Here is a 2,441-nt window from a genome sequence, read left to right on the forward strand (position 1 = left end):
AACTCGGGATTTTATCATGAACCATTAAAAATAAGAACAGATAAGCCACAAATCCCAGACAACAAGGCTTCCTATTCTCTCCAAAAAGCGCTAACAATTTCGGCCTTATCCCTTTTTGCCCTGGGAAAATCAAAAACCGCCCAACTTCAGGGCGATTTTTGATTCATGAACTTCAATCAATTTTTCAAGTGAGCCTTCACTCTGCTTCACCCGTACGCAACTCATTAATCGATAGTCAACTAAAGTCTGAGCCAAGAGGAGCGACCTCAAGACTTCTTTAGCATTACAAGGACTAGGTAGGACTGGTTACCTCCAACTTTCACCTGACATTCAGAATTTCAAAGAGATGTGTTCCTTTCTTTCTGCACATTTAGGCTACTTGTACACAACTTTAGCGTAAGCAACGAGCTTTTCACTCGTCAAAGTGCATCATAGCTTGGTTTTGCATTCCCGTTTCACCGCTTGTTGCAAAGCAAGGGATTCACGGGTTATTCCCCACTGGGGCGTCTATTATCACTACCGCCGTCTGTTGTTGATCTAGTTACGCATGGACTCCACGCTGTACGCACTCTTGCTACTCTCTCACATCGCAACATCCAATTGTCACCAATCAGATAATTTCTTATCCTGACGCAGTATCCCACATCCAGCGAAACGAGATTTACGCATACAACCTTGGCAAGGTGTCAACCAATCTTCACCAAGTTACTTGAAAAATTGATTGAAATCCACGTAACATTATTCTACCACTCTAGAAATCAAAGTCAAGGGCACCTCTAAAAACTAAATTTCTGAAAATCTAAATGTTGATTTATCAAGGTTTGAGTGATTCAATTTGAAGAAAAACTGGGGTTTTTAGAGGTGCCCTCAAATAAAAACTGTACACCGGTACAAGCTGTTCGATCTCTATAGTTCTCAAACGGAAGGAAAACGCAAGTCCAGTTCAACCTTGAATTTTCTCCTCCCCCTAGCTATAATAGGAAGAGAAAGGAGACATGTAAACGTATGACAGAATTATCAAGACGCAACAAACAAAAACCCAAGAAACCCGTAATTGACAAGGAAAAAACCAAACAAAAACTCAACAGCGGCCTCAACGCCTTCCAGCGCACACTAGCGATTCTCGGAGGAATTCTCGGTCTCATTACAGCCTCCATCACGATCTATACCTTTATGAACCGAAACAATCCCGCCAATGAAGGCAACTCTAACCCTGTTCAAACTATTATCCGGCAATTCCAAGGTAACCCCGAAACCCCGAGCTCTAGCAGCCAGGAAAAAACAGAAACCCCGGAATCCTCTACCCCTTCAAGTGAAATTCCCACTACCAGTGAAAGTTCCAGCCAAATCCTAGAACCAGAAACGACAACACCTAGTACATCCCTTGAGACCCCAACCATCCCAAGCGAACAACCTGCTACAACTGAATAGGAATAGAAGATTGGAAAGCGCATTTCCAGTCTTTTCTAAAAGCAAAATGCCTAAATCTCCTCCTCATTCAGAAAAATGGTAATATAAGAATAGAAACTCTAAGATGAAAAAGACTCTTATCGCCATAAAATCGGAAATTCTGAACACGATACCTATTCGCAGCAGTTTATCGACTTTATGATTACAGAGATAGAAAAAGACCCTCAAAACTTTGTTGAGAGTCTTAGGAAATCTAAATAAAAAGATAACTCCAGGCACATAGGAATCCTTAGCCAATGGCCTCCCCCTCTCTGGGACCCAGCGTTTATCCTTCACGAGTTACCATTGTTAAATAAATTATGACACATCAAAAATGTGTTGTAATTTATTTAGCAAAACATCCCACTCCTGCAAGGTTGATTAGGCCATGTTCGCTATCACAAGAATTGACTCGATGAACTCCTAAATGGAAGAACCTGGAATATTCTTCGTATAGCACACAATATTTAGTCTAACGATATACAATGCTGTTAGACCAAATCAACTACTGCGTCGAAGACTAAAGTCAGCTCCGTTTTAGCATAGACTACAATTTCAAGGAAATCTAATATTACATGACCTATTTTCCAAAGGGACAAAAAACATCTTTTTTATTCGAAACTTCCACCAAGATTTTTTAAATTTAAAGCTAGAGACTTCAACACACTATTCCATAAAAGATTTTAGAAAGATACTATGATTACTAAAGAACTATTCCGAGGAAAAAGAATTAAAATATAGAGTAGAAAAATGCAGTAGAATAGGCTTTTTGATTTAGATTTTTAATATACACTCCTATAATTTCCGAAACTTTTGGGGCAAAATTTGGGGCAGAAAAACCGCCTCGAATTCGAGGCGGTTAGTGTTAGAAAATCAGTTCTCTAACATATCTCGGCGCTCCTGGATAAGCTGGGTTAGTTCATCCAGGTCTTCGAGGGTGGCCTTATTCCGGATGAAACTCCGAGCGCTGGAACGGGAACTGAGGTAGGACT

1 protein-coding gene and 1 pseudogene are annotated in these 2,441 nt (G+C 40.4%); both read left to right on the forward strand.

Annotation, left to right across the window (positions count from 1 at the left end; genetic code table 11):
- Positions 1–1,005 precede the first annotated feature (1,005 nt).
- Positions 1,006–1,431 (forward strand): DUF6556 family protein, encoded by a 426-nt coding sequence (locus tag N4310_RS08180; protein WP_262092784.1) that lies wholly within the window; start codon positions 1,006–1,008, stop codon positions 1,429–1,431.
- Positions 1,432–1,533: 102 nt separating this feature from the next.
- A pseudogene (locus N4310_RS08620) lies at positions 1,534–1,671 on the forward strand (DUF3644 domain-containing protein); the annotation flags it as partial.
- Between the last annotated feature and the right edge of the window lie 770 nt (positions 1,672–2,441).

Source organism: Streptococcus danieliae (genome assembly GCF_025447695.1).
Taxonomy (GTDB): Bacteria; Bacillota; Bacilli; order Lactobacillales; family Streptococcaceae; genus Streptococcus; species Streptococcus danieliae.